Annotated in this window: 22 protein-coding genes and 4 tRNA genes; 18 read left to right on the plus strand and 8 right to left on the minus strand. The window is 39.2% G+C overall.

What is annotated here, in order from left to right:
* The first annotated feature begins 153 nt into the window (after window positions 1–153).
* The gene (gene topA, locus ADS77_RS18095; RefSeq protein ID WP_054455679.1) at window positions 154–2874 is read left to right on the plus strand and encodes a type I DNA topoisomerase; all 2721 of its coding nucleotides are present in this window, start codon (window positions 154–156) and stop codon (window positions 2872–2874) included.
* A 119-nt stretch (window positions 2875–2993) separates the two neighbouring features.
* Here the strand turns inward: topA and ADS77_RS18100 are convergent, their stop codons facing one another.
* On the minus strand, window positions 2994–3236 hold the full coding sequence (locus ADS77_RS18100; protein ID WP_054206536.1) for a hypothetical protein: 243 nt from the start codon (window positions 3234–3236) through the stop codon (window positions 2994–2996).
* Window positions 3237–3476: 240 nt separating this feature from the next.
* Between ADS77_RS18100 and ADS77_RS18105 the strand changes: the two genes are divergently transcribed.
* Window positions 3477–4022: a TIGR00645 family protein gene (locus tag ADS77_RS18105; RefSeq protein WP_054206537.1), complete on the plus strand. Its 546-nt coding sequence runs from the start codon at window positions 3477–3479 to the stop codon at window positions 4020–4022.
* A 120-nt stretch (window positions 4023–4142) separates the two neighbouring features.
* Here the strand turns inward: ADS77_RS18105 and ADS77_RS18110 are convergent, their stop codons facing one another.
* Both ADS77_RS18110 and ADS77_RS18115 read right to left on the minus strand, forming a co-directional pair.
* Window positions 4143–5345, minus strand: coding sequence for an ABC transporter permease (locus ADS77_RS18110; protein WP_054206538.1), 1203 nt, complete (start codon window positions 5343–5345; stop codon window positions 4143–4145).
* Window positions 5342–6280 (minus strand): ABC transporter ATP-binding protein, encoded by a 939-nt coding sequence (locus tag ADS77_RS18115; protein ID WP_054455682.1) that lies wholly within the window; start codon window positions 6278–6280, stop codon window positions 5342–5344. Before ADS77_RS18115 ends, ADS77_RS18110 begins: the two co-directional genes overlap by 4 nt.
* Window positions 6281–6416: 136 nt before the next feature.
* Between ADS77_RS18115 and ADS77_RS18120 the strand changes: the two genes are divergently transcribed.
* Complete coding sequence (locus ADS77_RS18120) at window positions 6417–7835, plus strand: sigma-54 interaction domain-containing protein (RefSeq protein ID WP_054206540.1); 1419 nt, start codon at window positions 6417–6419, stop codon at window positions 7833–7835.
* A 145-nt stretch (window positions 7836–7980) separates the two neighbouring features.
* Window positions 7981–9363, plus strand: coding sequence for a cytochrome c oxidase accessory protein CcoG (gene ccoG / locus ADS77_RS18125; RefSeq protein ID WP_054206541.1), 1383 nt, complete (start codon window positions 7981–7983; stop codon window positions 9361–9363).
* Window positions 9364–9392: 29 nt separating this feature from the next.
* Here the strand turns inward: ccoG and ADS77_RS18130 are convergent, their stop codons facing one another.
* The 5 genes from ADS77_RS18130 to ADS77_RS18150 form a co-directional block, all read right to left on the minus strand.
* Entirely contained in the window at window positions 9393–9803 is a 411-nt protein-coding gene (locus ADS77_RS18130; RefSeq protein WP_054206542.1) for a hypothetical protein, read from the minus strand.
* 471 nt (window positions 9804–10274) lie between these two features.
* Window positions 10275–11192, minus strand: a complete 918-nt coding sequence (locus ADS77_RS18135) for a M14 family metallocarboxypeptidase (RefSeq protein WP_054206543.1) — start codon at window positions 11190–11192, stop codon at window positions 10275–10277.
* A 65-nt stretch (window positions 11193–11257) separates the two neighbouring features.
* Window positions 11258–11827, minus strand: a complete 570-nt coding sequence (locus ADS77_RS18140) for a hypothetical protein (protein WP_054455684.1) — start codon at window positions 11825–11827, stop codon at window positions 11258–11260.
* 328 nt (window positions 11828–12155) lie between these two features.
* A tRNA-Pro gene (locus ADS77_RS18145) sits at window positions 12156–12232 on the minus strand.
* Between the two features lie 100 nt (window positions 12233–12332).
* Window positions 12333–12953, minus strand: coding sequence for an arylesterase (locus ADS77_RS18150; RefSeq protein WP_054204791.1), 621 nt, complete (start codon window positions 12951–12953; stop codon window positions 12333–12335).
* On the opposite strand from ADS77_RS18150, the gene ADS77_RS18155 reads away from it, so the two are divergent.
* The 14 genes from ADS77_RS18155 (at window position 12954) to ADS77_RS18220 (ending at window position 24804) form a co-directional block, all read left to right on the plus strand.
* Window positions 12954–13667, plus strand: a complete 714-nt coding sequence (locus ADS77_RS18155; RefSeq protein ID WP_054455689.1) for an ABC transporter ATP-binding protein — start codon at window positions 12954–12956, stop codon at window positions 13665–13667.
* Entirely contained in the window at window positions 13657–16158 is a 2502-nt protein-coding gene (locus ADS77_RS18160; protein WP_054455690.1) for an ABC transporter permease, read from the plus strand. The genes ADS77_RS18155 and ADS77_RS18160 overlap by 11 nt, the downstream gene beginning before the upstream one ends.
* A gap of 133 nt (window positions 16159–16291) precedes the next feature.
* Window positions 16292–16816 (plus strand): crossover junction endodeoxyribonuclease RuvC, encoded by a 525-nt coding sequence (gene ruvC, locus ADS77_RS18165; RefSeq protein ID WP_054204806.1) that lies wholly within the window; start codon window positions 16292–16294, stop codon window positions 16814–16816.
* Between the two features lie 2 nt (window positions 16817–16818).
* Window positions 16819–17436 (plus strand): Holliday junction branch migration protein RuvA, encoded by a 618-nt coding sequence (gene ruvA / locus ADS77_RS18170; RefSeq protein ID WP_054204788.1) that lies wholly within the window; start codon window positions 16819–16821, stop codon window positions 17434–17436.
* Between the two features lie 7 nt (window positions 17437–17443).
* Window positions 17444–18451, plus strand: a complete 1008-nt coding sequence (ruvB, locus tag ADS77_RS18175; protein WP_054204787.1) for a Holliday junction branch migration DNA helicase RuvB — start codon at window positions 17444–17446, stop codon at window positions 18449–18451.
* A gap of 1018 nt (window positions 18452–19469) precedes the next feature.
* On the plus strand, window positions 19470–20174 hold the full coding sequence (tolQ, locus tag ADS77_RS18180) for a protein TolQ (protein WP_054204786.1): 705 nt from the start codon (window positions 19470–19472) through the stop codon (window positions 20172–20174).
* Entirely contained in the window at window positions 20161–20595 is a 435-nt protein-coding gene (gene tolR / locus ADS77_RS18185; protein ID WP_054204785.1) for a protein TolR, read from the plus strand. The genes tolQ and tolR overlap by 14 nt, the downstream gene beginning before the upstream one ends.
* A 1-nt stretch (window position 20596) precedes the next feature.
* Window positions 20597–21523, plus strand: a complete 927-nt coding sequence (gene tolA / locus ADS77_RS18190; RefSeq protein WP_054455692.1) for a cell envelope integrity protein TolA — start codon at window positions 20597–20599, stop codon at window positions 21521–21523.
* A 9-nt stretch (window positions 21524–21532) separates the two neighbouring features.
* Window positions 21533–22891, plus strand: coding sequence for a Tol-Pal system beta propeller repeat protein TolB (gene tolB / locus ADS77_RS18195; RefSeq protein ID WP_054455694.1), 1359 nt, complete (start codon window positions 21533–21535; stop codon window positions 22889–22891).
* Between the two features lie 35 nt (window positions 22892–22926).
* Window positions 22927–23469 (plus strand): peptidoglycan-associated lipoprotein Pal, encoded by a 543-nt coding sequence (pal, locus tag ADS77_RS18200; RefSeq protein WP_054204782.1) that lies wholly within the window; start codon window positions 22927–22929, stop codon window positions 23467–23469.
* Window positions 23470–23482: 13 nt separating this feature from the next.
* The gene (gene ybgF, locus ADS77_RS18205) at window positions 23483–24235 is read left to right on the plus strand and encodes a tol-pal system protein YbgF (RefSeq protein ID WP_054204781.1); all 753 of its coding nucleotides are present in this window, start codon (window positions 23483–23485) and stop codon (window positions 24233–24235) included.
* 168 nt (window positions 24236–24403) lie between these two features.
* Window positions 24404–24479 (plus strand) — tRNA-Lys (locus ADS77_RS18210).
* An 82-nt stretch (window positions 24480–24561) separates the two neighbouring features.
* Window positions 24562–24637 (plus strand) — tRNA-Lys (locus tag ADS77_RS18215).
* A gap of 91 nt (window positions 24638–24728) precedes the next feature.
* Window positions 24729–24804, plus strand: a tRNA-Lys gene (locus tag ADS77_RS18220).
* Window positions 24805–24922: the final 118 nt, after the last annotated feature.

Here is a 24922-nt window from a genome sequence, read left to right on the forward strand (position 1 = left end):
AATTAAGCACAACAATTGTTTAATTAATCATTAAAAACAGAAAAGTTTGTATTAAAAGCTTGTAACAATTGGTGTTTGTAGATATACCTATAAATATTCGCGCCTGTAAAAGGGCAAAACACATTTTAAATACTTGGTTAGAAATAGGCAACTATGGGCAAATCGCTAGTAATTGTAGAGTCTCCTGCTAAGGCTAAAACAATTAATAAATATTTAGGAAATGATTTTATCGTCAAGTCTAGTATTGGACATGTACGAGATCTTCCTACCTCAGGTTCTGGCAAAACCAAAACTGCAGCTACAAAAACACCTGCGGAAGTGCGCAAAATGGCGCCTGAAGAAAAGGCCGCGTATAAAAAACAGCGTGATTATACTAACTTAGTTGCTCGAATGGGGATTGACCCTGACAAAGGCTGGCAGCCACATTACGAAGTATTACCGGGTAAAGAAAAAGTTGTTCAAGAATTACAAAAGCTCGCTGAAAATGCTGACCAAATCTATCTCGCAACGGATTTGGATAGAGAAGGGGAAGCAATTGCTTGGCACCTTCAAGAGATTATTGGCGGCGAGCCTGAGAAGTATAAACGTGTAGTATTCAATGAAATAACCAAAAATGCCATTCAGGCAGCCTTTGAGGCACCTGGAGAGCTAAACACCGACATGGTCTACGCCCAACAGACCCGTCGATTTTTAGACCGTGTAGTTGGTTTTATGGTGTCTCCATTGTTGTGGCAGAAAGTTGCTAGAGGCTTATCAGCAGGGCGTGTTCAGTCTGTTGCGGTACGTTTACTGGTTGAGCGTGAACGCGAAATTAAAGCATTTATCCCAGAAGAGTTCTGGGATATTCATGCAGATGTTAAAAATAGCGAATCAGCATTACGTTTAGAAGTATTTAAACAAGGTGATAAAGCGTTTAAGCCAGTTAGCGAAGCACAGGCGATGGCTGCGACTGCATCGCTAGAAAATGCTGAGTATAAAGTTGTAAGTGTTGAAGAGAAGCCAAGTAAGAGTCGTCCTAGTGCACCACTTATTACCTCAACAATGCAACAAGCTGCGAGTACACGCTTAGGTTATGGCGTTAAAAAGACGATGATGCTTGCCCAGCGTTTGTATGAAGCAGGTTATATCACCTATATGCGTACCGATTCGACGAATTTGTCGAAAGATGCAGTAGCAATGTGCCGTGATTACGTAACTGAGCAATTTGGTGATAAATACTTACCAAAAGAAGCAATAAATTACAGTTCTAAAGGCAATGCACAAGAAGCGCATGAGGCTATCCGACCTTCAAGCGTGAGTGTATTATCAGGCCACCTTGATGGTGTCGACCCAGATGCCAAAAAGCTTTATGAATTAATTTGGCGTCAATTTGTTGCTTGCCAAATGGTTCCTGCTGAATATGACTTAACAACATTAACCGTTGCAGCGAATGATTTTCAGCTTAGAGCGAAAGGCCGCGTACTACGCTTTGATGGTTGGACTAAAGTGCAACCTGCTATTCGTAAAAAGAATGAAGAAGATCAATCATTACCTGCGATTAAAGAAGGTGAAGTATTAAGCCTTGTTGAGCTTGATCCTAAGCAACACTTTACTAAGCCGCCAGCGCGTTTTAGTGAAGCGAGCCTAGTTAAAGAGCTTGAAAAGCGTGGCATTGGTCGTCCATCTACTTACGCGTCAATTATTTCAACGATTCAAGATCGTGGATATGTACGAGTTGAGAATCGCCGCTTTTTTGCAGAAAAAATGGGTGAGATTGTCACTGACCGTTTAGTTGAGAATTTTACTGACTTAATGAACTTCGATTTTACCGCGAAAATGGAAGGTCGTTTAGATGATATTGCTGAAGGTGAGCGCATCTGGACACAAGTACTTGATAAGTTTTATGCTGATTTTTCTACCCAACTGACTTTAGCCAGTGGCGAAGAAGATGAAGGTGGAATGCGTAAAAATGAAATGGTCGAAACCGATATTGACTGCCCAACGTGCGGCAGAAAAATGGGTATTCGCACAGCATCTACTGGTGTTTTCCTCGGGTGTACAGGTTATAACTTACCACCAAAAGAACGCTGCACGACCACTATGAACTTAGTGTCGGGTGATGAAGCGGTCGCTGCAGATGTTGAAGATGTTGAAACTGAAACATTAATGCAAATGAAGCGTTGCCCAATTTGTGAAACGGCAATGGATTCATACCTGATTGATGAAACACGCAAATTGCATGTTTGTGGTAATAACCCAGGTTGTAAAGGGCATATAGTCGAGCAGGGAACCTTTAAAATTAAAGGTTATGATGGGCCTATTATTGAGTGCGATAAATGCTCATCTGATATGCAGCTTAAATCAGGACGTTTTGGAAAATATTTTGGTTGTAGTAATGACGAGTGTAAAAACACACGTAAATTACTGCGTAGTGGAGAAGCTGCGCCACCAAAAGAAGATCCCGTACAACTGCCTGAGCTAGAGTGTGAAAAATCAGAAGCATACTTTGTACTGCGAGATGGGGCTGCAGGTATTTTCTTAGCGGCAAATACGTTCCCTAAATCGCGAGAAACACGTGCACCAAAGGTCGAAGAGTTACATCGTTTTAGAGATCGTATTTCACCTAAGTTCTATTATCTAGCAGATGCACCAGCAAAAGATCCAGATGGTAACTTAGCTGTTGTACGCTATAGCAGAAAGAATAAAGAACAGTATGTAATGACTGAGGTTGAAGGTAAAGCAACTGGCTGGACTGCACATTATAACGCAGGAAAGTGGGTTGAAGAGGCAAAGAAAAAAGCCGCACCTAAAAAGAAAGCAGCAGCTAAAAAACCAGCCGCCAAAAAAGCGGTTGCAAAAAAAGCACCTGCTAAAGTGAAAAAAGACGCAGAGTAAAATGTATGTAACGAGTGTTTAAATCAAGTACTCGTTAAACGCAAAAAAACCGGAACGCACACCCTTGTGCCGATTCCGGTTTTTTTATGTCAAATTAATGTGCAATGGCAATGTGACGATTAAATTTTTACATCAGTGACTTTGTTATAGCCTTCTGCTTCAAGTTCATCATTTACGCATTTTAAAACGTATGGTTTCAGCTCATCATTACTGATATCGTCGTCTTTAGCCCAGTTTAAACACATTTCTGTGTATTCTTTAATTGTTTCGGCTGAAGCGTCAACAGCATCGTCAGCAACAGCAAAAGTTGCAGAAACCGCAAATAATGGCGCTACCATAAGCGCTAGCAATGCTTTTTTCATTCGTTTAATCCTAAAAATGTAGTGACGATTGTTTTTGAACATTCAAAAACAAGAGTTAACCAATCAAGCAGCATGCTGTTGGTAAGTTGATTTTCAAACTAAATGAGAATAAAAGATAACGAAATATTTTTATCGTTAGGATGAAAAAGCTAACACAAAAATCAGCTGCTGATGTAGATAAGTATTTGTATCGAGCTAGAAACTCAGATAGAGTCGGGTTTTTATAAATTGATGAGTACTATGGATAATCCCAACCCAAATAAAATCCCACGCCAAGCAGGTAAAGCTGAACATCTTCTTGAAACGTTGATATTTCGTGGCCGCTGGTTATTGGCTCCATTTTTTGTTGGTTTACTCTTTGCTGTAATTTTATTGCTCATTAAATTTTTCAAATTACTGTATTTAATGGGTGTATCAACATTCACAGCAACAAGCCAAGAATTGTTAGTGGGTATTTTAACCTTAGTTGATACGGCATTATTAGCGGGGTTACTATTGATCATTACCTTCAGTGGTTATGAAAACTTTGTATCGAAGTTAAATATTGAAAACCATGAAGACCGCCCTGCATGGATGGGGAAAGTTGGTTTTTCTGGTTTGAAGATGAAATTAATCAGTGCGATTGTCGCTATTTCAGCTGTTGAGCTCCTTAAAGTTTTTATAATTTCGTCAACCTACACCAGCGAACAACTTATGTTAAAGGTATTAATACATGTGACATTCGTGGTCTCAGGTGTATTGTTTGCTCTGACCGACTATATAAATAGTAAAACTCATAGCCATTAACGAAGAGTATGGTTAGACAGGCTGCTTATTAACAGCCTGTCTAGGGTCTTATGTGGAGTACTGCAAATATCAAAAAGAAAAGTATCAAAAAGAAAAAGTTAAAATAAATTAGACCTTAGATTATTTAAAAATAGCTGACCACATTGCTTTTAAACTAGGTTCTTTACCGTACATATTCATCCCCATTTTGAAAATACGAGCGGCAACTATTCGCAAGTAATAAAAACAGCCAATGCTAAGTACGAGTGAGAGCAGAGGTTGCCACAGTGGTAAATCAACTAGCGACATACGTACAGGCATAACAGCAAAAGCAGTGATTGGTAAATAACTTAATATCACTGTCAGTATGCTATTCGGGGCGTCCATTACAAAAAAGGCGATTACAATAGGTGCAATAGGCAGCATCATTAATGCACTTTTACTACTGTGGTTAGGATCGTCTATCCCAGCGGCAATTGCCGCCATAAAGGCCGCGCAAATAGCAAGACCAGCAATCGCAAAGGCAAAAAACCATGGCAATAACGCCCAATTCACAAAGTGCAGATCAATCGCTTGTTGTTTTATCACCACAGTAAAAAATAGCATTGAAAGTACAATGGATAGCAAAGTGCCGACCATTGTTTTTACGGCTAATAATATTTGCCCTGTTAATTTACCGTCAATCCATGTTTGCGGTGTCATGGTTGCCATAATTTGTTCTGTAACGCGGTTCTGTTTTTCACCAGTGATACTCACAAAAAGCTGGCCAAACACACCAAACATCGCTATAAAAAGCAAAATTAATACACCAAACGCAGTGTAAGTTTGACTTTTATCTGCTTGGTTTTTTAGTAACTCATCTAAAACCTGGTGCTCTATAAGTACTTGTGTGCGTAAACCTAGTTGTTGCTCTTGAGTTAAATTGAGTTTATTAAATTGCGCATGCTGTAGCTCAGTGCTTAATAAACTGCTTAGTTGTAATTGCCAGCTTGCTTTTTCTGCGGTGATAAGTGAGACCCGCCCATCAGGTGAGTTAAAACGAATAACGGCATCATACTCTTTAGTTTCATTTAAGTTTTTGATCACATCATCAAGATCGTTCACGGGTATAAAGTTAAAGTTGCTCTGTTGGCTATTGCCCGCATTGAGAGTGAAATCGGTATCAGTTGCGATAGTGTAACTTTGTTCAAGTTGCTGATTATTTGCTGCAAAGAAATAAATAACGCCAGCGATGACAAGCATGATCAGTTTTGAAATAATTTCTTGTTTTAATTTAAAAAAGTGCAAAAACTCCCATTTTGCCACGGTCCAAATTTGGGTGTTTTTTAATGACTGTGCTTTCATAGTTGAGCTCCTTGCTTTAACTTTTTATTATGCTCAGAGACGGCATTTAGATAAAGGCTGTGTAATGACTGGGCCTGATTTTTTAATTCAACTATATCGCCGAGTACTAATAACGACGGCAAAAGAGTGTTCAGTGATTGCTCTTCTAAAAGGGTGATTTGCAATTGTTGTGCTTTTATTTGTTCAACACTGTACTTATCTTTTAGTTCATTTACCGCTAATTCATCAAGCGGCTCAGCAAACTGTACTTTTATAACCCTTGCTTGTTGCGTGGTTAAAATGTTGGTTAAATCACCATATAACACGCTTTGGCCTTGGTTGAGTAATAAAACCCGATCCGCAAGCTTTTCAACCATCGCCATTTGATGCGCACTTAAAATAACGGTCATACCTTGTTGCTTTAATTGCGCTAAAAATTCGACCACCAACTCTTGATTGATAGGGTCTAATCCAGAAAATGGTTCATCTAAAATAACCCATTTTGGCTCATGTAAAATAGCGCTGATGAGCTGAACTTTTTGCTGATTACCTTTAGAAAGAGACTTTAATGGATCATTAATACGTGATGATAAGCTAAATTTATCTAACCAATATTCACAGCGTTTATTAAAGTCATTATTTGATACACCATGGAGACTTGAAAAAAATTGTAAATTTTGTTTGAGTGTTTTTTCAGGATAAAGACCGCGATCCTCAGGTAAATAGCCAAGTAGGTGGGCAGGGATTTGGCTATAGCTTTGAGAGCCATCAATTAATTTAATACAGCCACTATCAGCGTGTGTAAATCCGACGAGCATTTTTACTAACGATGATTTACCGGCTCCGTTAGGGCCTAACAATGCAAATATTTCACCTTGATTTACCTCAAAGGATAAATTATTTACCGCGGTCACTGTGTGATAGTGTTTGTTAAGTTGTTGAACCTGAAGTGGCATATGATCCCTCTATTTTTGTTGTTTTAACTAGTTTAAATGTTTGTACTGGCCGATGTAATTATTTGTTAAATAATTAATGTAACTAAAGATGTAAATTTGCCATAATGCTCGCGATATTTCACGAATTTGGTGTGCAATGATAAAGCAATTTTTAAATGATCCTACTTTACTTCTCAATGCGGTAGGTGAAGGCATATATGGTTTTGATCTCAGTGGCAATGCCGTGTTTATAAACCCAGCTGCAGAGAGAATGACAGGCTGGCAAGCCGCTGAGCTACTAGGGAAAAAAATACATCAATATCATCATCACAGCCACGCTGACGGGCGGCCTTACCCCGCGGATGAATGCCAAATATATTGCACCATGTTTGATGGTAAACACCGCCATGTAAAGGATGAAGTTTTTTGGCGTAAAGATGGCAGTAATTTTCCGGTTGAATACACGTCAACACCGGTTTATAAAAATGACCAACTGATTGGTGCGGTCGCGATATTTCGTGATGTATCCAAGCAGCATCAAACCGAACACGCGCTACGTCAAGCGTTAACCCAAGTTAAAGATTTAAGTGAGCAACTTAAAGACGAAAATAATTACTTAATTGCACAGCTTAACGAAGATTGGCAAGATTCTGGATTAGTTGGACACAGTCATATTTTTCAAAACATGCTTGAACAAATTAAACTTGTAGCGCAAACCACTAGTACAGTGCTGATTTTAGGTGAAAATGGCACTGGTAAAGAGCTTGTTGCGCGTAACTTACATCGCCTCAGCGAACGCTCAAACCAGTCGTTTATAAAGGTTAACTGCGCAGCATTTACACCAAGTTTGCTCGAATCAGAGTTATTCGGACATGAAAAAGGGGCTTTTACAGGCGCAAATGAGCGTCGTAAAGGGCGATTTGAGTTGGCAGATAAAGGGACTTTATTTTTAGACGAAATAGGGGAGTTACCGCCCGAAGCGCAAAGTAAATTACTGCGCGTATTACAAGAGCATGAATTCGAACGGGTAGGCTCTAGCCATACAATTAAAGTTGATATTCGCATTGTCGCAGCAACCAATCGCGATCTTTGGCAAATGGTACAGCAAGGTGCGTTTAGAATGGATCTTTATTATCGTTTAAATGTATTCCCAATTAAAGTGCCTGCATTAAAAGAGCGCAAAGAAGATATTCCATTATTATGTACCAACTTAATTGCGCAATTGAATAAACGCCTTGGTAAGCAACTGAAGGGGTTAAGTAAAAAAGCTATTAGCCAGCTGCAAGCTTATGATTGGCCAGGTAATATTCGTGAGCTACAAAATGTACTCGAACGTGAAGCTATTCTTAGCAAACAGCCTATTTTACATTTAAGTCAACCTTTGAGCATGCCACCGAACACGGCATTTAACATCAGCTTAACCCTCGATGAGGCACAAAAGAGTCATATAGTGTCTGTACTTGAACTATCAAATTGGAAGATATCAGGTGCACACGGAGCAGCTACTAAGCTTGGGCTACATGAAAGTACGTTACGATCTAAAATGAGAAAATTGGGAATAGAAAGGGATTCGTGATATTTAACGTTTTTCGTTTTATTTAACGAGTTAAAAACTAGCCATTTAAATTTAAACCAATAATATCATGAGCTTAAATTAAGTTTCAGTTTGGTCTGAAAGTTGCAAATACTTGCTTAGTCACCGTCACCATGAAGTAAGTATTATGAAGTTTGATATTAAAGAAGAAGATATGATCATCAAGCCCTACAAAAATGAAGGGCCAATTTATATTCGTGAGCAAAAAGGGTTTTTCCAACGTATTCGCCGCCACCTTGGCTGGCTGTTGATGCTCACGTTTATTGCTATTCCGTGGATCCCTTACAATGGGCAACAGGCGGTTTTATTCGATGTAGCAACACAAAAGTTTACCATTTTTGGTTTAACGCTCTTACCTCAAGACTTTATGATATTAGCGCTGCTATTTATGGTTGCAGCGTTTGCGTTGTTTTTTGTAACTAATTGGTTAGGAAGAGTTTGGTGTGGTTACACATGCCCGCAAACTATTTGGATGTTGTTATTTTCTTGGGTTGAAGAACGAATTGAAGGCAGCCGAAATCAACGAATTCAGCTTGATAAAGCGCCTTGGGGGGTCACTAAAACACGTAAAAAAATAACCAAACACAGCGCATGGTTAGTTATTTCAGTGCTCACAGCAACGTCGTTTATGGCTTACTTTATACCAGCAAAAACACTTTACGCTGACATGTTCTTTTTTGAATGGTCAGGTATTACTAGTTTTTGGGTTTTTCTGTTTGCATTTTGCACCTATGGTAATGCAGGCTTTTTACGTGAAAAAATGTGTACAGTTGCGTGCCCTTATTCGCGTTTTCAATCAGTTATGTTTGACAAAGATACACTTGTCGTCACTTATGATAACGAGCGTGGTGAAAGCCGTGGACCGCGCAAACGTAAAGTTGACCCAAAAACTGTTGGCCTAGGAGATTGTGTTGACTGTAACTTATGTGTAGAAGTGTGCCCAGCCGGTATTGATATTCGAAATGGCTTGCAATATGAATGCATTAATTGTGGTTTATGTATTGACGCTTGCGACGATACGATGACTAAATTCGGATATCAAAAAGGTTTGATCAAATACGCCAGCGAGCAACAAATGGCAGGAAAACACACAAATCCATTTAGGTTAAAATTGATAGGTTACGGCGCTTTAACTGCACTGTTAACGCTTGCTATGGTGGCATGGTTAGCGCAAAGAACCCCCATAGAAGCATCGGTATTACGTGATCGTAACGCTTTATACCGAGTTAACTATGAAGGACTGGTTGAAAACCCATACACGCTAACAATTATTAATAAAACACAGCAACCACTTCATTATACAATTGATTTAAAAGGGTTTGATATTGCAAAATTACAAAGCCCTGCGTTGATACTCGTTGAACCAGGCTTACTTAAACGTGTGCCGGTAACTATAATTGCAGATGGCTACGATGTAGATAAAAAAGTTACTAAATTAGAGTTTGTAATTACAGCGAAGGAAGATCCAAGTATTACCATTACAACACCAAGCTTATTTTACCGCAATTAAATATGTGGATTGCTAACGTAGTTTATTTATCAACACGTTAGCAACTTCAATTGTTCATTTATATGTTCTTTAGCCTGATATAAATCAGTAAACAAACGACTTTTAATATCAATCATCAAGCCTGCATTATTCATAATACGTTGCATTTGATTAACCACTAAAGACGAGCCTAAAATATAGGCGCTAGCAATACAGTTACTCTGCATCATTTGTTTTGCTAAATGTGTAAATTGTTCCTCAGCCTCAGGCGTTGCTGCACATGCCGTGTATGAGTTACTGATATACGCCCAAGGTCTTCCTGCAAAAGGTTTAATGTGTTCAAAAATGCTGTTACTAAATTGATAGACTAGGTTTGCGTTAATATTGCCGTGAAAATGTCCGATAATAATGCTGTGATCACGTTCTAAAACGACTCTACCGTATTTGTTTTTAAATTCCATTTGCTTCCTTGTAAAAATAAAAGAGCGTGAATTTTAAACAAATATATAATTTAGTCTAGGGCGTGTTGACCTTTCGTGATTGATTTTACAGCCGTATGTTAGGTATTTAGGCAAGGCAGCGCCTATGGTGTGTGGTCGTTCCCCATAAATAGGCGATAACGCAGTATAAATTCCAAACATGCGTTGCCCAAAGGGTTCTTCCTAGGGGCGATTAACTCTTTGTTACTTAAACAGATTTAGGTAAGGGGCGTGAGCAGGGCGCACAAGCTTTGCTCGATTTTTACTTATTCTCACATGGATGTGAGCCAGTAGAATAACGCAGGAGCAGTTATCGAGCCCACTCGATTTCAAACCTCGCGCCGCGATTAAATCGCCCCTAGATTGAACAAATGTCAATCCACAAAGGTCAACACGCCCTAGTAAAAAGCAGACCCGAAACTTATTCAGTAGATGTATCTGCTTTAAATACGATTATTGTTGTGAAGCTATATAATCAAGCGCACCGGCAATCGCAGCAACTTGTGCAAGAATACATTCTTCATCCGTTGCTGTTGGGCTATCTGGGTATACCTCAGTTGTTGTTACAAACTTTGCATCGCTAAAGCCCATGCATAAACCAAGCTCGCGTGCCGCATAGTTGATAACGCCAAATTGCTCTTGCGGCACGCCTATTAATTGGTTATTTTCATCACTGGGTGCAATGTGTGTTATTTTTGTAACGTTTTCAATAATAGCCTTTTGAAATTCTGCCGCAGGTTTCGCTGAATCAGCAACTAAATAAAAACCATCAGGAATATTCCAATTAGTATTAATTTTACCATCGCGCGCAGCAAGTGCAGGGCGAAACTCACTGTTATCGGTGTCGGTTGTTTCGTGTAGATCAATATGTGCAACTAGCTCAACACCAAGCCCAGCAATGTAAGCCATCACATTTGCAGATTCAGGGGCAGGGCTATTAGCATAAAAAGAACGGTTAGGATCTATGGCAGCTGGATTCCAGCGGTTTATTGTTTCATAGCCCCACGGGCTGATACAGGGCGTTACCACAAGGTTAAAATGCTCACTGTAATGTCTACCTAATGTTTTAATAAACCGAATTGCACCATGCACACCGCTGGTTTCATAGCCATGCACACCACCAGTTACTAATACGGTTGGTTTATTGTTTTGCCAATTACGAGATTTAATAGCAAAGAGGGGGTAATTAGCGTCTTGATAAACAAGTTCACCATATTGTTCAACATCACACTCATCTGTAAGTTCATTTATTAATGACACAACATCATTGTGGTAGCTACGCTTAATGTTTTGAGAATCGAACCATTGTTGTTTCTCATCATCATTCCATGAAATGTTAGCTGTTCCAATTGGATAAATAGTATCGCTCATAAAACCTTCATTAGTAACAATAAAAAAGACAGCTTATCGATGGATTCTTCACTTCGCAACTAACTCTAAGCAATAGCGGTATATAAATTTACATATTGTCGTTTATGAACACTAAATAAATAGTCGCGAAGGTGATCTTTCCCTTCATGAATATGAGTTATTTTAGCTGCGATACCTTGCTTATTTTGTCTAACTGGTTCAATGCTAATAATGATGTGTTTTTTATTTGGCAGATAAAATTGCATTCTGTGATGAGTAATTAAAGGCACTTTATTGCTGATTGGTTTTAAAAAGATCCCGGTGCTAGATATTGACTCAATTTTAAACCCATCACTTTGTATATTTAAATTGTCTAATCGCCAACTTCGTTGTGTACCTGTGGTGTCAATAACTTCAGGTGAGCTAAGTATCGGGGTTAACAACCCTGATTCATCAGTTTTAAATTCTAAAGGAAACCACAACTGATAGTGACCGACCTCAGCGAGTAAAGTCAACTTAGCATTAATAAATAGATTCGCTATTTTAGCCGGAATATCACTTTGCACAGTCAGGCGTTTATTTGCAGGTAATTGCTGCTTGGCTTGGCCTTTAAATAAGTTTGATAAAAACTGTTGTTCATCACTAGAAAAGTCCACGCAGTACCTCCTGTACATAAAATAGCAACTTGTTATAAATAACGACTTATTACCCTAATTTAGGCTTTAATAAGTCGGCATGTTTAAAATGTTGTTATATTTTTCAATACAATACGACAGTGTTTAACAGTGCTCGTGTAAGCTTAAAACTCTGCGGGCTAAGTAAACACTGTCACCAAAGCATGTTTAATTAACGGCGTACAAAATAAAAACTTGAATTTTATTTGAAAACATAAAATTATCGGAATAGCTATTATTCACTCTTCATAAAGCAAATTAATGAGGATGCAAAGAATAACGGTGAAATAGAAGTGAGGGGAAATATAATTGGTCGGTATGGAGAGATTCGAACTCTCGACCCCTGCCACCCCATGACAGTGCGCTACCAAGCTGCGCCACATACCGATTTTCCATGCAATATACCCATATTTTATAAAAAATCAATAACCTTTTGTTTGTTTGAACATTTATTGAACTTAGTTAATAACTGTATAGTGGCAAAAGGTTACTTTTCTAGCCACATTTTGATCGATTTATACATAATGTCACGTAATATAGGTTGTGCAGTTTTGTTAGGGTGTATATTGTCGTTTTGCATCAGCGTTGGATCGCCTGCAACATTGAGTACAAAAAAGTCCATTAAGTGGCTGTCAGTTGCGGTGGCGACTTTTTCAAAACTACCTGTAAACTGACTGGTATAACGTGGGCCGTAATTAGGTGGAATGTGTATTTCCATAATAGCTATATTGGCGTCAGCTTGTTTGCTTAGGTTTACCAATTGGGTGAGGTTTTGCTCAAGCCTTTTTATTGGAAAACCACGTAAGCCGTCGTTACCGCCAAGTTCAATAAGTACGTGACTTGGCTGAAATTCATTTAACAATGAGTCTAAACGTCTTAGTGCACCGCCAGTGGTTTCACCACTGATACTGGCATTGATAAGTTGGATGTTTAGTTGCTCTTTGTCGTACTTATCTTGTAACAATTTAACCCAGCCTTGCTCTTGTTTTAGACCATAAGCGGCGCTTAAACTGTCACCTAAAATTAAAATTGTGTTGTCAGCTGCAGCTGTAAGTGGTTTGATTACAATTAGAAAAACAAATATTAAACGTAGGATTGAATGCATCATATGTCAGCGCTATCTCAAGTAAATATTATTCAAGTTAATGGACTGTCTAAAACGGTAAATACCCTTGAAGGTGAGTTGCCCATCCTCAGCGACATCAGCTTTAATGTCAAGTCTGGTGACTCAGTTGCTGTAGTTGGCACGTCAGGTTCAGGTAAATCGACCTTACTTAGTTTATTAGCTGGACTTGATCAATCAACACAGGGTGAAATAATTCTTGATGGTGATGCTTTGCATACACTTGATGAGGAGGCAAGAGCAGCACTGCGAGCACAAAAAGTTGGGTTTGTATTTCAGTCTTTTATGCTTGTACAAAGTTTAACTGCCCTTGAAAATGTAATGCTTCCTGCGGAGTTAGCGGGCAGCGCTAATGCAAAACAACAAGCGTTACATTTACTTGAAAAAGTAGGGTTAAGCCATCGCATAGAACATTACCCATCACAACTATCAGGCGGAGAGCAGCAGCGTGTAGCCATTGCCCGTGCGTTTATTGGTACGCCTAAAATATTATTTGCCGATGAGCCTTCAGCAAACCTAGACAGTAAAAATGGTAAATTGATTGAGTCTTTACTTTTTGAGCTTAATGAACAACATGGCACAACGCTAATACTGGTGACTCACGATGAGGCACTTGCTGCGAAATGCCAGTATGTTTTGCAAATTGAGGCGGGTAAACTGGTAAAAGATACCAGCGAGGTTCTTGCTGATGTGGGCTAAATTAGCATTAAAACTATTTTTTCGTGAATTTCGCCGTGGTGAACTCACGGTTATTTGTGCTGCCATTGCATTAGCCGTTTTGACTGTACTTACTTTGTCTATGGTTACAGACAGAATAGGCCAAAGTATTGCGCAAAAAAGCAGTGCATTTATCGCAGCGGATAGAGTACTTGCCAGCAGTCACGCTTTACCACAATCGTATTTAGAAAAAGCACATTCGCAGAATTTAAAAACAGCCCAGTTAACTTATTTTGATACCATGTTGTTTGCTAATGATGAAATGCAATTAAGCTCTGTTAAAGCTGTATCGCCTGAATACCCGCTCAAAGGTGAGTTAAAAATTAAGGCTCGTTTAGATGCACAGGTTGAAATTGTAAATCAAGGGCCAAGTGCGGGCAATGTGTGGTTTAGTGAATCTGTTTTTTACGCGTTAAATGTAAAAGTGGGCGACACGGTTGAACTCGGCGCAGCGCAATTTACAATTGAAAAAGTATTAGTGGAAGAACCTGATGCACCTTTTAATATTTTTTCAAGCAGTCGCCGTGTTTTGTTAAATAGCGCCGACATTGAGAAAACGCAAGTTGTGCAGCCTGGAAGCCGAGTGTTCTATCGTCAATTATACGCTGGTGAAGAGTCTGATATTAATGCCTTTTATGCTTGGCTTAAGCCACAAATAAAAGAAAATCAGCAATGGTATGGTGTAAAAGACCGTCAATCTCCTATCGCTAATAGCTTAAATCGTGCTGAAAGCTTTTTATTGTTAGCAGGTTTATTAGGCATTATTTTAGCCGCTGTGGCTATTGCAGTTTCTGCTAAGCGTTATTGTGAGCGACAATACGATCCTGTCGCGATGATGAAGACCCTTGGCGGTAGCCGCGACATGATCCGCAAAATTTACTTATTGCATTTATCAATGGTGTGCGCTTTATCTGTGCTTATTGGCTTGCTCATAGGCTTTGGTTTACAAGATATTGCAGCGAACTATTTAGCTAAATCTATGAACAATACATTACCTGCTGCGGGTATTAAACCTTGGATAACGGCAATTAGTACAGGCGTGATTTGTGCTGTGATGTTCTCAATTAAGCCGTTGTTAGACTTATTTGATATACCGCCGCTGCGAGTGTTGCGTCGTAATTTAGGGGATAGATTACTTGTTAGTAAAGTACATTTAGCCATGTCTGCAATGACTGTGTTTTTATTAATGTGGTTATTTAGTAATAACTTAAAAATTACTGCAATTTTGTTTGTTTCAACATTGGTGCTTATTGGTTTGTTGTTTTTGGTCTCACGGATCATCTTTGGGGGCGGTCGTAAATTAGGTTTACGCCCAGGCAATAGTTGGTCGTTGGCGATTGCATCAATTCAAAAGCGCGCGAATGCAAATTCAGTGCAACTTATTAGCTTTGCATTAGCGATTAAATTACTTTTATTTTTGGTGGTACTTAAAAACGACATGATTGCTGATTGGCAGTCACAATTACCGAATGACGCACCTAATGCATTTTTAGTTAATATTACGGAGTCTGAATTACCCGTAATAACTGACTATTTAGCGCAAAAGAAAATTCAAGTATCAGAGTTTTACCCAACTATTCGCGGGCGTGTTAATGCGGTAAATGGTGAACTTGTAGCGCGTGAAGTATCGTTGCAAGATAATGAGAAAAAAGATGAAGAAGCGCGCTCTGGTATCGGGCGAGAGCTTAATTTAACCTGGTTAACACAATCACCAGCGCAAAATGAGATCATCGATGGCGAGTGGTTTTCTGAAAGTGCGACGGGTGAAGCGTCAATTGAAGAATCAATGCTGGCGCGTTTAGACGTAAAACTCGGTGATACATTAACGTTTTTAATTGGCGCACAATCGTTTGATGCAAAAATAACGAGTGTTCGTAAAGTAAATTGGGCCACCTTAAAGCCAAACTTTTTTATCATTTTGAGTCCGGATGTATTGGCTGATTTTCCTGCGACATATATTTCTTCAGTTCGTATAGAGACGGATCAAAAACGTGACTTTAGTGAATTGTTACGTACTTACCCAACGGTTAATGCTATTGATGTTGATAGTTTTGTTAAACAAATTCAATCGACTATTTCGCAAGTATCATTGGCAATTGGCTTTGTACTTGCCATTGTGGTGCTTTGTGGGGCGCTAGTTTTAATTTCGCAAGTGCAAGCAAGCTTAGGGGAGCGAATGCAAGAAATAGTGATTTTACGCACCCTAGGTGCAAAAGGCCGATTAATAAAAAATGCGACATTATACGAGTTTTTATTACTCGGCAGTGCGGCTGGCTTTGTTGCGGCTCTAGTGAGTGATGTCGCATTATTTATTGTGCAACGAGAAATGTTTGATTTAGCCGGTAAATTACACCCGCATATTTGGATCATCGGTCCTTTAGTGGGGGGCACATTTGTGGCTGTTTTAGGCTACTTTATGATTGCTCGAACAATGCGTAAAAATACCCAAGGTTTACTGCGCTCGCTCGGTTAATATTGCGACTCATTTTATAGTATTAACACAAAAACCCGCAATTGCGGGTTTTTGCATTGACAATGCACTGGTAATTTATACAGTGCTCTGGCATTATTACTTTATTAGTAAGTTATATTTATTGGGCAAGAGCTTGGCTATTATTTTAGGGATTGATCCAGGTTCGCGGTTGACGGGCTATGGGGTCATTGCTCATCAAGGTGCAAAATTTACCTATTTAGGCAGTGGATGTATAAAACTGGCGGATCACGAATTTCCTATTCGCTTAAAAATGATCTTTCAAGGTATTAGCCAATTAATAGCGCAATTTTCGCCAGAACAGTTTGCGATTGAAAAAGTATTTATGGCGCATAACCCTGATTCAGCACTTAAACTAGGACAGGCCCGAGGAGCGGCTATTGTCGGAGCTGCTGTGGCTGAATTACCCGTATTTGAATATTCAGCAAGGCAAATTAAACAAGCTGTTGTTGGCCATGGTGGTGCAGATAAATCACAAGTACAACAGATGGTAAAAAATATTTTAAAGCTGCCAGGTACGCCGCAAGCCGATGCAGCGGATGCACTGGCAATTGCTATTTGTCATGCACATTCTAATCAAAACTTAATAAAGCTAGCGGGCAGTGCCAGTAAAACCGTTAGAGGAAGGCTAAGGAAATAATAATGATAGGTCGATTAAACGGTATATTGGTAGAGAAGCAACCACCTGAGATCTTACTTGAAGTCTCTGGAGTAGGTTATGAGGTAAACATGCCAATGACGTGTTTTTATGATTTACCCAATATTGGTGAAACAGCAATTGTTTACACTCATTTTGTGGTGAGAGAAGATGCGCAGCTATTATTTGGTTTTAATAACAAAACTGAACGCGCTTTATTTCGTGAATTACTTAAAGCAAATGGGGTTGGACCAAAATTAGGCTTAGCTATTTTATCAGGAATGTCGGCTAAGCAATTTGTAACCTGTGTGAACAATGAAGATGCAACTAGCTTAGTGAAATTACCGGGTGTTGGCAAAAAAACCGCAGAACGCCTTGTACTTGAAATGAAAGACCGCTTAAAAGATTGGGGTAATGACTTATTCACGCCATTTAGTGATAATGCAGTAATACAGCCCGCATCAGATGCTTTAATTGCGAATAATGCGGCTGATGATGCAATTTCTGCACTCGTTTCATTGGGCTATAAGTTGGCGCAAGCACAAAAAACGGTTAAAGCGATTAGCAAGCCAGATATGTCTACAGAGGTTCTGATCAAAGAGTCTCTTAAATCAATGTTGTGAGTAAACCATGATTGAAGCGGATCGCTTAATAGATGCCACCGAACAAAGTAATGAAGATGTTGTTGATCGTGCAATTAGACCAAAACTTTTAGCCGACTACACAGGTCAGCCACATGTTAAGCAGCAAATGGAAATTTTTATTGAAGCTGCACGAAGCCGAGGTGAAGCCCTTGATCATTTATTAATATTTGGCCCGCCGGGGTTAGGTAAAACAACATTAGCCAATATTGTTGCCAACGAGCTAGGTGTAAGTATTAAAACAACCTCAGGGCCTGTACTTGAAAAAGCTGGCGATTTAGCGGCATTGCTTACAAACCTTGAAGAGGGTGATGTTCTGTTTATTGATGAAATTCATCGCCTCAGTCCACAAGTTGAAGAGATCCTCTATCCAGCGATGGAAGATTACCAGTTAGATTTAATGATAGGTGAAGGCCCAGCTGCTCGCTCAATAAAGCTTGATTTACCTGCATTTACTTTGATAGGCGCTACAACTCGTGCGGGATCGTTAACATCACCGCTGAGAGATCGTTTTGGTATAGTACAGCGTTTAGAGTTTTATTCAGTGGCTGACTTGTCGACGATTGTGGGGCGCTCTGCGCATTATTTAAATTTAGAAATGTGCGATGATGGTGCAATCGAAATAGCTAAACGTTCACGGGGTACTCCGCGAATAGCTAATCGTCTGTTGCGACGAGTGCGTGATTACACGCAAGTTAAATCAGACGGTACAGTTAATGCCGAGGTTGCAGAGCTCGCGCTTAATATGATTGACGTAGATAAAAGCGGCTTCGATTATATGGATCGTAAATATTTACTCGCGATTATTGAGAAGTTTATGGGCGGGCCAGTTGGTCTGGATAATTTAGCCGCAGCCATTGGTGAAGAAAGAGAAACCATTGAAGATGTAATAGAGCCTTACTTAATTCAACAAGGTTTTATACAACGAACCCCAAGAGGGCGCATTGTGTCAGATAATGCATATCACCATTTTGGCTTACAGCCTAAAAAAGAGTAATATTGGTCAACTTTTGTAGCTTTAGCATGCCTGAAGATACACCATATTCCTACCCGTAATCCCATCTTACATAAAGTAATAAATACTGTGCTCTGATTTGAAGCAGGCATAGTATTTGTTTAATTCCTAATAATAAGTTCACTTACAGTTAAGTTTGCCAGCTATATTGTATACCCTCTGAGAAGTGTGAATATTTGCTGTGGAATACTTTAATATCCATATAATTCAACCAAGTAATTATATTCAGTGCATTAAAATTTAGTTACTAGAATGATAATAATAATAATAATGATAAGGGTAAGGTATTAAGAGTGATTTTATTGCGGGCAAAAAAAAGCCCGCAAAAAATACGGGCAAACAACAAGTTGAAGGAAGTAATCCAGGGAGTAGTTTAAATTCATCAAGTTTTATCAAAATGACTTTAAACTGAGCAACACGAAAAATCAGAATCATATTGCAAAGAACTGGGTGTAATGAAATATTCATTGCAGCGCTAGCTCGGTATGGGAGAATAATAGCGGCTTTATTATTTTTGTTCAAACTAGAAAAATTTAATTTTCAGATTAATAAAACTAATGATTGATTTTTGTTTTTGCATGAAAAGTGGTCGATACTAGTGTTGTTTATTTTTTAAGTGTATGAATTAAATGTTTTTTAATTTTAATTTGAATTAACTTTACATTAGTTTAACTATCCTGCTTCATGTTTTTAAATTGGTTTTGGGTGGTTATTCTTTTATAGTGAATAAAACGTGTGTTTTATGATGTTTTTTATAATAAATACGCAGCAATATATATCATTATGTACTTACTTTTAATTTAATAGAATATTTGATTCATTTGAGGTAAAAACGATCAGTTTGTCTTTTAACGTTTTTTGTTGCTAATTCACAGCAATAGCGTTGTCAGTACCGAATTGAATGGATACACTAGTTGCAACTTTTGGCCATGTTTTTGGTCATACACTGGCGTATAATAAAATGTTTATTTATACAAGAAACCTTAAGTAGGAGTTTAAAGTGGGATCAGGACTTAATTTTTTAGATTTAATTCTAGAAGCAAGTTTTCTTGTGCAATTGGTTATGTTGGCATTAGTGGCTATGTCAGTTATGTCGTGGGCTGTTATTTTCCAGCGCAAAAAAGCTATTTCAGATGCGCTATCAAATGCTAAGCGCTTTGAACAAAAATTTTGGTCAGGTATAGATTTAAGTAAGCTCTATAATGAAATCACATCACGTAGTGGTAACTCTACAGGCGTAGAGGCATTATTTATTGCTGGTTTTAAAGAGTTTGCACGCCATAAAAAAACCACATTCGAAAGTGCAAGCATTGTTATGGAAGGCACACATCGTTCTATGCGCGTTGCTTTATCACGAGAAATAGAAAAACTTGAATCAAGCTTATCATTTTTAGCAACTGTCGGTTCTATCAGCCCGTATATCGGCTTATTTGGAACTGTATGGGGAATAATGAATGCCTTTATTGCATTGGGTGAAGTTAAACAAGCTACGTTACAGATGGTTGCTCCTGGTATTGCAGAAGCATTGATTGCAACTGCTATGGGTTTATTTGCAGCAATCCCTGCCGTTATCGCTTATAACCGTTTTGCAAATAAAGTTGAAAAGCTTGAATCTAATTACATTAATTTTATGGAAGAGTTTGCGAATATTTTACACCGTCAAGCAGCTACACAAATAGAGGCAAAAGCGAATGTACCAACGTAAAAAGCGTCGTCCTGTTGCAGAGATAAACGTGGTCCCATACATTGATGTTATGTTAGTGTTGTTGATCATCTTTATGGCAACAGCACCTTTGATTACACACGGCGTTAAAGTTGATCTTCCTAAAATGGAAGAATCAGATTTAGTTGATACGAAAGATACGCCGCCAATCATTGCCTCGATAGATGCCCAAGGTAAATATTACGTGAGTATTGGCACTGATCCAGAAGAGCCGATGGAGGCACTTGATGTGGCTGCGGTCATCAAATTACAGCTGATGAAAAACCCTGACACGCCAGTGATGATTAAAGGATCAGGCAAAGTGTCATATCAAGAAGTATTACTATTAATGGATTTTTTAAAGAACGCAGGCGTTCCATCGGTTGGTTTAATGACAGAATCATTTGAAGGGACTAAAGGCTAATATGGGTGCTTCAGTAATTAAATCAGTATTATTGCACTTTGCAATAATAGGCGTACTCATAGGCACTGCAAACTTTCATGCGCCAAGTCCCAAAGTAATGGAAGTAACGTTAAACACGTCTATGGCAGAAGCCGAAAACGCTGTTGCAGCTGTGACGGTTGATCAAAAAATGGTTGAACAAAAAATTGCTGAACTAAGGCGTAAAGAAGAGCAGCAAAAGCGAGCCGAAGATAAACGTATCCAAGATCTTGAGCGCAGAGCAACCGATGCACGCAAGCAACGTGAATCTGAAGATCGTCGTATAAAAAAATTAGAGCAAGAGCGAAGAGCAAAAGAGAAAGAAACGGCACAGGCGCAAGCTCAAGCAAAAAAAGCGCGTGAGATAGAGCAAAAAGAACGTGCTAAAGCGCAGCAGGCTGAAAAGCAAAAAGAAGCATCGGAATTAGCTGCACAAGCGGCGGCTGAAAAACGTAAAGCTGAAGAAAATGCATTAAAGAAAGCTGAAGACGATCGTAAACGTGAAGAGTTAGCAGCTAAAAAACGTGCTGAAGCTGCCGAAGAGGCCCGCCAAAAAGCGTTACAAGAGCAAATGTTGCAAGAGCAGCTGGCAACAGAACAAGCTGCTCGTAATAAAGTACGTCAACAGCAGGTTGGCACCGAAGTTGATAAATTTAAAGCGTTAATAATGGCACGTATCCAGCAAAATTTATTAATTGATGAAAAAATGAAAAACCAGCAATGCCGTGTGAATATTCGTTTAGGTTTTAATGGTCTTGTGACTCAAGTCCGCTCTTTAGGCGGGGATAAACTGGTTTGCGAAGCTGCTCTTAGAGCTATTCGTATGGCAGATACGCTTCCTGTATCTAAAGATAAAGATGTTTTTGAGCAATTAAAAAATATTAACTTAACAATTAAGCCACAATTTTAAAGGAATGGTATGTTCACTAAGTTCAAAGCAGTTTGTTTAATTTTAGTTCTGGGCTTTACGAGTGTTGCAAATGGGGCACTTGAAATAGTCATTACAGAAGGAATCGATGGCGCTCGTCCAATTGCTATTGTGCCGTTTAAGTATCAAGGTGTTGGTCCAATCCCACAAAAACTCAGCGAAGTAATTGCCGCAGATTTAATGCGCAGTGGTAAGTTTAAACCGATTAGTACAGAAAATATGCCGCAGTTTCCGAGTAAAGAATCTGATATTGATTACAGTGCGTGGGTTAATAAAGGTGTTGAAGCAGTACTCGTTGGTGAAGTTGCACAACAAACGGATGGTCGTTATTTAGTGAGTTACGAGTTAGTTGATGTGATCCGCGGTCAGATTACTGGCGGTGAAACGCAAATGATGAGTAATGGTAAATTGATTAAAAATCAAGATCATGTTCAAGAAGCGCGCGAAAGTATAATTACTGAAACTGGGTTTAGACGTTACGCTCATCGTATTAGTGATGTTGTTTATGAGAAACTAACGGGCGAACGTGGCGCTTTTTTAACAAAAATAGCGTATGTAATTGTTCGTGATGAAGATCCGAAACCTTATCAGTTAGTAGTGGCTGATTATGATGGTTTTAATGAACAAGTATTATTGCGTTCTAAAGATCCATTAATGTCACCAGCGTGGTCACCAGATGGAACAAAGCTTGCCTATGTAACGTTTGAAAACCGCCAAAGCCAAATATATATGCAAGATTTATACACGGGAAAACGTGAGTTAATTACTAGCCATAAAGGGATTAATGGTGCACCGCAGTTTTCACCTGATGGGAAAAAATTACTTTTAGTACTGTCTAAAGACCGTAACGGAGCAACTGAAGTCTATATGCTGGATTTTGCAACAGGCAAAGAAACACGCCTTACTCGTCATCGCAGTATAGATACTGAACCATCGTGGCATCCTAACGGTCAAGATATTGTGTTTACCTCGGAAAGGGGTGGTAATGCTCAGATTTATAAGTTAAATTTACAAACAGGTAGGTCACAACGAATGACCTTCGATGGTGATATGAACCTAGCGGGCTCAATCACCCCAGATGGCAAAGAATTAGTAATGGTGAACCGTACTAATGGGCAATACCATCTAGCTAAAAAAGAGCTGGCTACTGGCGCGTTTCAAGTTTTAACGCGAACACGCCTTGATGAATCACCGAGCATCGCACCAAATGGCTCTATGATCATCTACAGCACGCTGCATAATAATAAGCAGGTACTTGCGCTCGTATCAATGGACGGTCGCTTTAAAGCACGTTTACCTGTGCTAAACGGACAAGTAAAGGCACCCGCGTGGTCGCCTTATTTACAGTAATATTTGCTGGTTTACTCAAAATAGGAATCTACTCAATGCAACTTAATAAAATACTCAAAGGCCTGCTTATTGCTGTGCCAGTTATGACGCTAGCAGCTTGTAGCTCATCTTCAGATATCGATGAAGGTGCAGCAAATCAATCAAATCAAGCGACAGTTGAACAAAATAACAATAATGATACTGTGGAAGTCACTACACTGACTCCTGAGCAACAAGCGCAAGAGCAACTTCGTGAGAAATACGAAGCACTTCGTCAAGAGCAAGTAATTTACTTTGATTTTGATAAAGCGACGATTGAAGGTCAATACGGCGAGCTATTACGTGCCCATGCTGAGTTTTTAGTAAAAAATCCATCTGTTAAAGTATTAATTGAAGGTCATGCTGATGAACGTGGCACGCCAGAGTACAATATTGCACTAGGTGAAAACCGTGGACAAGCCGTAGAAAAGTACTTACAAAGCTTAGGTGTTTCAGCTAGCCAAATGTCAGTAGTGAGCTATGGTGAAGAAAAACCAATGGTTAAATCACGCACTGAATCAGCTTTCGCTAAAAACCGCCGTGCGGTACTAGTTTACTAAGATTAGAGACATTATGAAGCCGAAAATTATTTTGGCAGCCATGATCTTGAGCGGGAGCACCCAGTTATGGGCTGCTCCCGCTCCTGTTTCAGAAGCTGCAAGTTCACAATCGAGTATAGAAAAACGCCTTGCTGCACTAGAGAACATGATGCAGTCACGAAACTTGCTACAAGTTGAGTTACAGCAACAGCTCAATGTACTTCAAGATGAAGTAAGTCAAGTACGTGGGATAACTGAAGAGCAAAGTTATAAACTTGAAAAAGTATTGCAGCGCCAGCGAGAGCTTTATCAAGAAATAGAGAACCGAGTTAGTCAGGCATACGCACAGCCTAACCAAAGCACTGCTGAAACTTATACCGAGCAGGTGCCATCGCAAGCCATTAGCGCAGATTTGTCTGAGAATGAAGCGTATGAGCGTGCAGTGGCGTTAATAATGAAGGATAAGCGTTATGATCAAGCGATCCCTGAGTTTCAAACTTTTTTAAGTACTTACCCAAGTTCAGTCTATGCGTCGAATGCACATTACTGGTTAGGGCAATTACTGACGATAAAAAATGATCCTGTTAAAGCGTCTGAACATTTTAAAGTGGTCGTGAATGAATTTCCAAACTCAAATAAGCGCCCAGATGCAATGTTAAAACTGGGTACTTTGTTAAAAGAGCAAGGATTAGCTGAACAAGCGTTAAAAACCTTTAACGATTTAATCAATCAGTACCCCAGTACAACTGCTGCAAAATTAGCCACTGAACGGCTTGCAAAAATGTAGAATCGCTATGATTAGACTGCTTTTTGTCATAAGCGGTCTAAAATTGGACAGCTAGGCATTAAAACTTAAAAAAAGAGACAATTTCGGTTGCACTCATTTTTTAAATAAGTATTATAAGCGCCCGCAGCAAACGAATGGTTCAACCACTCAAGTTGCGGCAAAAAGAGCGGGTCATTAGCTCAGTTGGTAGAGCAGTTGACTTTTAATCAATTGGTCGATGGTTCAAATCCATCATGACCCACCATTCATTTATTATTAATTGAATGGTCTTTTATCGGCGGATTTACGTATTGATGTTTGGTTGTATTAAGTTGCAACAATAGAGCGGGTCATTAGCTCAGTTGGTAGAGCAGTTGACTTTTAATCAATTGGTCGATGGTTCAAATCCATCATGACCCACCATCTTTTATTCATTATGAATAACAGCATGGCTCATCGGCGGATTTACGCAATGTGATTAACAGCATTAAATGTTAAGTAGGCATATCAGAGCGGGTCATTAGCTCAGTTGGTAGAGCAGTTGACTTTTAATCAATTGGTCGATGGTTCAAATCCATCATGACCCACCATCTTTTATTCATTATGAATAACAGCATGGCTCATCGGCGGATTTACGCAGTGTGATTAACAGCATCAAATGTTAAGCAGGCATATCAGAGCGGGTCATTAGCTCAGTTGGTAGAGCAG

This window comes from Pseudoalteromonas porphyrae, assembly GCF_001298125.1.
In the GTDB taxonomy this organism is placed as follows: Bacteria; Pseudomonadota; Gammaproteobacteria; order Enterobacterales; family Alteromonadaceae; genus Pseudoalteromonas; species Pseudoalteromonas neustonica.